This window comes from Pseudofrankia coriaricola, assembly GCF_032027725.1.
GTDB lineage: Bacteria > Actinomycetota > Actinomycetes > Frankiales > Frankiaceae > Pseudofrankia.
Map to the genome: position 1 here is coordinate 21884 of NZ_JASNFO010000037.1, position 6927 is coordinate 28810.

Consider the following 6927-nt stretch of genomic DNA (forward strand, 5'->3'; position numbering starts at 1 on the left):
GCCACGCCCCGACCTGGGCCGACCCGGGTGGCCGGGAGCGACCGATCGCGACTGATCACCGCGACTAGGGTGAGGACGTGGCAAGGACGCGGCGAGACGAAGGACCGGCCTCCTGGGAGCGGCCGGGGCTGCTGCGCGACGGCCGGTCGGTGCTCGTCCGGCCGATCCGCGCGGACGACGCCGACGCTCTGATCGCCTTCAGCGGCCGGCTGTCCCGCCGGACGATCTCCTACCGGCTGCTCGGCCCCGTGGTGCGGATCAGCCCCGAGACCCTCCGGGCGTGGGCCGACGTCGACCAGGTCGACCACATCGCGCTCGTCGCCACGCTGGGCACCCGGCTCATCGCGGTGGCGCGCTGCGTCCGCGCGCCAGACGAGCCCCACCGGGGCGAGGCCACCTTCACCGTCGAGGACGACTACCAGGAGCACGGTCTCGGCACGCTGCTGCTGGAACGGCTCGCCCAGGCAGCCCGCGCCCGCGGCGTCGTGACCCTGACCGCGGACGTCCTCGCGGACAACACGCGGATGCTGCGGACCTTCGCGGGCTCCGGATACCGGACCGAGACCGTCTGGGGCGGCTCGGTCGTCCAGGTGACGATGACGACGGACCCCGCCGGCCAGGTGATGGCCCGGTCCGACCGCCGCGAGCACGTCGCGGTTCGCTCCTCGCTGCGGCCGCTGCTGCGGCCGCGGTCCGTCGCCGTGGTCGGCGCCGGGCGGCGGGCCAAGACCATCGGCCACGAGATCCTGCGCAACCTGCTGGCCCACGGCTTCGACGGGCCCGTCCACCCGGTCAACCCGCATGCCGACCAGATCGCGGGCGTCAACGCCTGCCCGAGCCTGCGCGACCTGCCGGGCGAGGTGGACCTCGTCGTCATCGCCGTCCCCGCCGAGAATGCCGAGCAGGTCGTCCTGGACGCAGCGGCCGTCGGCGCGGGAGCCGTCGTCGTCGTGTCGACCGGGTTCGGCGAGTCCGGGCTCGACGGCCTGGACCGTGAACGGCGCCTGGTCCACGCGGCGCGGACCGGCGGGATGCGCCTGATCGGGCCGAACTGCATGGGAATGGTCAGCCGGTTCGACGACCAGACCCTGTTCGCCACGTTCGCGCCCCGCATCCCCCCGCCGGGGCCGGTGTCGATGTCGAGCCAGTCCGGGCCGCTGGGCCTCGCCGTGCTCAGCCACGCCGAGCAGCTCGGCCTGGGCTTCGCCAGCTTCGTGTCGATCGGCAACGCCGCGGACGTGTCCACCAGCGACCTGCTTCAGTGGTGGGAGGAGGACGCCGCAACCTCGGTGGTCCTGCTGCATCTCGGCCGGTTCGGCAACCCGCGAAAGTTCGCGCGGATCGCGCGGCGCATCGCCGCCCGCAAGCCGATCGTCGCCGTGCACGCGGGCTCGCCGACGCTCTGGGAGGAGGTCCCCGGCGGGCCAGCCGACGACGAGCCCGTCACCGGCTCGGACGCGGCGCTGGACGCGTTGTTCCAGCAGTCGGGGATCATCCGGACGCGGTCCCTGGGCGCCATGTTCGACGTCGCGCTCCTGCTCGCGAACCAGCCCGTGCCCGGCGGCAACCGGGTCGCGATCGTCACGAACGCCGACGGGCCCGGCGCCCTGACCGCCGACGCGTGCCAGGCGAGCGGGCTGGTCGTCACCGGCCATGCCGGGGCGAACCTGGGACCGGGCGCGACGCCCTCCGACTACCGGGCGAGCGTCGACGCCGCGCTCACCGACCCCGCGGTCGACGCGCTGGTTGTGCTGTACGTGCCGCCGCTGGTCCGCCACGTCGCCGACGTCGCCGCGGCGATCGCCACCGCGGCCGCGGCGGTGCCGCACAAGACGGTCGTGACGAGTTTCCTGTCCGCGCCGGGGCTTCCCACCCTGCTGCGCCGCGAAGGGCGGGCGATCCCCAGCTACGTGTTCCCCGAAGCGGCCGCCTCCGCTCTTGGCGCGGCCGCAGCCTACGGCGCGTGGCGGCGCAGCCCAGCGGGCGTGGTCGTCGAGTCGGGGGACGCGGACGCGGCAGCGGCCCGGGCGTTGCTCGACAGCCTGCCAGCGGGCCCGGTGGACCCCGACGCCGCCCGGGCGCTCCTGCGCCACTACGGCATCCCGGTCGCCGAGCAGCCAGCCGCCGGCGGGGAGCCGGACGCGGTCGACATGGCGGTCGGCGTGGCGACCGACCCGGTCTTCGGCCCGGTGGTGACCCTCGCCCTCGCCGACGACTACGCGGACCTGGTCGGGGACGTGGCCGTGCGCGTCACCCCGTTGTCGGACCGGGACGCGCCGGAGATGGTCCGGTCGCTGCGAGCATTCCCGCTGCTGGACGGGTGGCGGGGGGCGCCGCGCTGTGACGTCGGCGCGCTGGAGGAAATGCTGCTGAGGGTGTCCGCGATGGTCGAGGACCTGCCGCGGGTCACAGGCCTCGCGATCCGGCCGCTGCGGGTGTTCCCGGACGGAGGCGGCGTGGCCGCGCTCGGCGCCCGGCTCACCCTCGCCACGCCCGACGAGGCCGCGGGCTGACCGACGATGCCAGGTCCCGATGCACGGTCCAGTGCCTCGCCGAGCCCGCCGACCGGCCCGCCGGGCGCACGGCCCGGGTGCGGCGCGGCCGGCGGGCCGGTTCACTGGACCTCGCGGCCACCGCCGAGCATGAGCGTCGCGCCGGTCAGGTAGGACATGTCATCGCTGACGAGCGCGGCCACCGCCCGGCCGATGTCGGTCTCCGGGTCACCGAACCGGCCCAGCGGGATCTCCCGCATCACCATCGCGAAGCGCTCGGGGTTGGCCTCGCGGTACTCCTCGGCGGCGGGCGACATCGCGGTCGGGCAGATGACGTTCACGCGGATGCCGTAGCGGCCCCACTCGCGCGCGGCGACCCGCGACAGGCCTCGGATGGCCTCCTTGGCCATCGCGTAGGAGCCGAACGTGGTGTCGCCGCGGACCCCCGTCGATGACCCGAAGTTGACGATGCTGCCTCCGCGCTCCTTCAGGTGGGGCAGGCATGCCTGCATGCAGTACAGGGTGCCCAGCGCGCCGCTGCGCCAGGCGAGCTCCACGTCGGCGTCCGTCGTGTCCTCGAGGCGGACCTGGACCGATGACTGCGCGTTGTTCACGAGAATGTCGAGGGCGCCGAACTCCGCGACGGTCTGCGCGACCATCCGGTCCGCGTCGGCGCGCACGCCGACGTCGCCCGGTACCGCGAGCGCGCTGGCACCCAGCGCGGTCAGTTCCTTCACCACCGTGTCGAGCGGATCGACGCGTCGGCCCGACACGGCCACACCCGCGCCTTCCCGGGCCAGCGCGTGGGCGATGCCCCGCCCGATGCCCTGACCTGCACCGGTCACCAGCGCCACCCGGCCAGCCAGCCGTCCCAAGCCCGTCACCCGACCTCCACTGAAATAGCTAACTTCTAACTATAATTGTATGGTGTGACGCGACTTGCAACGTCCGCGAGGAGGCGCGCATGAGCACCGGCACCGGCACCGGATCGGTCAGCGACGAGGAAGTGCTCCTGGCCTACCCCGAGACGCGTCTAGATCACCTCAACGTCCGGTTCTACGCCGGCCTGCTGCGTCACGAGCTGCTGGCGAACCGCTGCGCGGACTGCGGGACCTGGGCGGCGCAGCCGCGCCCGCTCTGCCCGGCCTGCTGGTCGACGAACGTCGCCCTGACGCCGGTGGCCGGGCGCGGGACCGTATACATGCTCACCCGCCTGTTCCAGGGCCCGCCGGCGACGGACGTCGACTATGCGACCCCGTGGCCGCTGGCGGCCGTCGAGCTCGCCGAGCAGCCCGGTCTGCGTTTCGCGGCCTCGATCGTCGACTGCCCGCCCGAACGGCTCGCCGTCGGCCTGCCCGTCGAGCTCATCTGGATCACCCGCGCGGGCGCGCCCTGGTACGCCTTCCGCCCGGCGGACCCGATCACGGAGGTGTCTGCGTGAGCGCGCGTAACCGGGCCAAGGACAAGGTCGCCATCGTCGGCGTCGGGCTGTCGCCCTACGCCCGCGACCGCGGCGCCACGACAGAGCTGTCGATGGTGCTGGAGGCGACCACCGCGGCGATCCGCGACGCTGGCCTGTCGGGCGCCAACATCGACGGCGTCGTCGGCGGCGGCCTGCACACGGGCGGGATCGACCCCACGGCGGTCGTGTCGGCGCTGGGCCTGGACGACGTGACCTACTGGTCGCACGTCCGCCCACCCATCATGAACCATCTGCTCGCGGCGGTCGGCGCGGTCTGCTCCGGGGCCGCCGAGACCGTCCTCGTCTACCACTCGGTGTACCGGCTGGGCGGAACCTCCCGGGGGGCGGGCGCCGACCCGTTCCGCCGACGCGCCGGCTTCGGCGTGGCCGACGGCCGGGCAGCGAGCGGCGAGGGCCACACCGACGGCGAGCCCTTCGGGATGTTCGGGCCGGTCGGCTACGCGGCCTGGGCCAGCCGCTACCTCGCCGAGTTCGGCCGCACCCGGGAGGACTTCGGCCTGGTCGTGCTCAACGACCGGGCGAACGCCGCTCGCAACCCCCACGCCGTGATGCGGGCGCCGCTGACCATGGACGACTACCTCGCCGGCCGGATGGTCCGCGAGCCGCTGGGCCTGTACGACATGGACCTGCCGGTCGACGGCGCGGACGCGTTCGTCGTCACCGGCACGGAACGCGCCCGCGACCTGGCAAGGCCGCCGGTACTCGTCCACGCGGCGAGCATGGGGATGACCCGCCACCCTGAGGAGCACCTCACCGAGGACCTGGCCACCACCGGGCAGGCGGTCGTCGCGCGCGACCTACGGGCCAAGAGCGATCTGTGGATCGAGGACACGGATGTGTTCCTCCCCTACGACGGCTTCTCCTTCCTCACGCTGCGCTGCCTCGAGTCCTACGGCTGGTGCAAGCCGGGAGAGGCCGGCGACTTCCTGCGCGCCCACCGCGCCGACGACGCCGGCCGGGTCCTCATCGACGGCCGGGTACCGATCAACCCGCACGGCGGCAGCCTGTCCGAGGGCGGCTCGCAGGGTGCGGGCCACGTCCGAGAGGCCGTCACCCAGCTACGTGGCGTGGCCGGGGAGCGTCAGGTGCCGGCAGCGCGGGTGGCGTTCCTCACGCCCGGCGGCATGTTCTTCAACGCCCAAGGGCTCATCCTGCGCGCCGACGACTGACGACGACTGACCCCGCGGCGGCCCGGGCCACCGGCTGGCGCCGCCGCCTGAGCGACGGAACTCATCACACGACGCCGACCTCCGCCTCCAGTTGTGCCTCCCCACGCCGGCTCCCTCCTCCAGGAGAAGATCGACATGCCTGTGTACCGCCAGACGTTCGGCGACGTCCTGCGCGACCATGCACGCGCCTACCCGGACCGGCTCGCCTTGGTCGACGGCGAAGCGCGGCTGACCTGGCCGGAGCTGAACACGCGGGTCAACCGGCTCGCCGACGCGCTGCGCGCCACCGGGACCGGCGAGGGCGACCGGATCCTGTGGCTCGGCCAGAACTCGGCGCGCGTCTACGAGCTGCTGGCGGCCGCGGCGAAGATCGGCGCGATGGTCTGCCCCGGCTACTGGCGCTGGTCCGTCGACGAGACGGCCTTCGCGATCGAGGACTTCTCCCCCACCGTCGTGGTCTGGCAGGAAGCCGAGATCGGCGAGACGGTGCGCGCCGCGCGGGCCCAGGTCGGCGACCGGCACAAGGCACTGTGGCTCCAGCACGACGCCGACGGGCCGGACACCTACGAGGCGTTCCTCGCCGGCGGCGCCGACCTCGATCCGGAGACCGAGGTCTCCCCCGACACCCCCCTGCTGGTCATCTACACGGCCGCCGTCTCCGGCCGCCAGTGCGGATCCCTGCTCTCGCACACCAACCTGATCGGCATGGGGATGACGACCGCCTGGGCCGGCGACATCGGCGCCGAGACGGTGTTCCTCAACTCGGGTCCGATGTTCCACATCGGCAACTTCCAGTACTTCGGCATCTCGACGTTCCTGTTCGGCGGCACGAACGTCGTCCTGACCCGCGTCACCGCCTCCGAGGTGCTGCGCCTGCTCGCCGACGAGCGCTGCACCCACGCCTACCTGATGCCGGCCACGATCGCCGAGGTGGTCGCGCTCCAGTCGACCGAGCAGCGCGACCTGTCCCCCCTGCGGGCCACCTTCGCCGCGCCCCTGTGGAACGGGGTCGTCGAGTCCGACCAGAGCCGGTTCGCCCGCATGGGCGGCGGCCTCGGGCAGGGCTATGGCCAGACCGAGCTGGCCGGCATGAACGTGCTGCGCTGCTACGGCAACGGCGGGGCGAACGCCGGGCGGCCCTCGCCGCTGCTGCAGGTCCGCCTGCTCGACCCGGAGGGCCGCGAGGTGCCGGCCGGGGAGGTCGGCGAGATCTGCGCCCGCGGCGACCTGGTCAACCTCGGCTACTGGAACCGCCCTGAGGAGAACGACCGCCGGTGGGCGCACGGCTGGTGGCACACCCGTGACGCCGGCCGCCGCGAGGCCGACGGCAGCATCACGTTCGTCGGCACGCTGACCCGGATGATCAAATCGGGCGCGGAGAACATCTTCCCCGCCGAGGTCGAGCGCGCGCTCGAGGCTCACCCGTCGGTCCGGGAGGCGGCGGTCATCGGCATTCCGAACGAGCGCTGGCTGCAGGACGTCAAGGCGGTCGTCGCGCTCGCCGACGGCGCGACCGTGGACGCCGCCGAGCTGATCGAGCACTGCCGGACGCTGATCGCGACCTACAAGAAGCCCAAGACGATCGAGTTCGTCGACGCCCTCCCCCGCGTCGGCGGCTCCGTCGACTACGACGCCCTCGACGAGCGCTTCGGCGGCGGTGGCTACCCAGGTGGCAGCCACCTCGGCGCCGGACGCTGACTTTCTCCTGGGCCGCGCGACCTGGTGGGGTGTGGGCGGGCCCGCGGGGCCCCGGGCCCCCCCCGGGGACCAAAATATTTTTGGG

General features: G+C 73.5%; 5 protein-coding genes. 4 read left to right on the plus strand and 1 reads right to left on the minus strand.

Annotation, left to right across the window (positions count from 1 at the left end):
• The first annotated feature begins 77 nt into the window (after positions 1-77).
• A complete protein-coding gene (locus QOZ89_RS20305; protein WP_312624561.1) occupies positions 78-2513 on the plus strand; it encodes a bifunctional acetate--CoA ligase family protein/GNAT family N-acetyltransferase in 2436 nt (811 codons plus the stop codon).
• A gap of 101 nt (positions 2514-2614) precedes the next feature.
• Here the strand turns inward: QOZ89_RS20305 and QOZ89_RS20310 are convergent, their stop codons facing one another.
• Entirely contained in the window at positions 2615-3376 is a 762-nt protein-coding gene (locus QOZ89_RS20310; RefSeq protein WP_241842310.1) for an SDR family NAD(P)-dependent oxidoreductase, read from the minus strand.
• Between the two features lie 80 nt (positions 3377-3456).
• Between QOZ89_RS20310 and QOZ89_RS20315 the strand changes: the two genes are divergently transcribed.
• The 3 genes from QOZ89_RS20315 (at position 3457) to QOZ89_RS20325 (ending at position 6842) form a co-directional block, all read left to right on the plus strand.
• Positions 3457-3933 carry a Zn-ribbon domain-containing OB-fold protein gene (locus QOZ89_RS20315; RefSeq protein ID WP_071053192.1) on the plus strand — a complete coding sequence of 159 codons (477 nt, stop codon included), beginning with the start codon at positions 3457-3459 and terminating at the stop codon, positions 3931-3933.
• A complete protein-coding gene (locus QOZ89_RS20320) occupies positions 3930-5144 on the plus strand; it encodes a thiolase C-terminal domain-containing protein (protein ID WP_071053193.1) in 1215 nt (404 codons plus the stop codon). The genes QOZ89_RS20315 and QOZ89_RS20320 overlap by 4 nt, the downstream gene beginning before the upstream one ends.
• Positions 5145-5279: 135 nt before the next feature.
• Positions 5280-6842, plus strand: a complete 1563-nt coding sequence (locus QOZ89_RS20325) for an AMP-binding protein (RefSeq protein WP_312624565.1) — start codon at positions 5280-5282, stop codon at positions 6840-6842.
• The last annotated feature ends 85 nt before the right edge of the window (positions 6843-6927 follow it).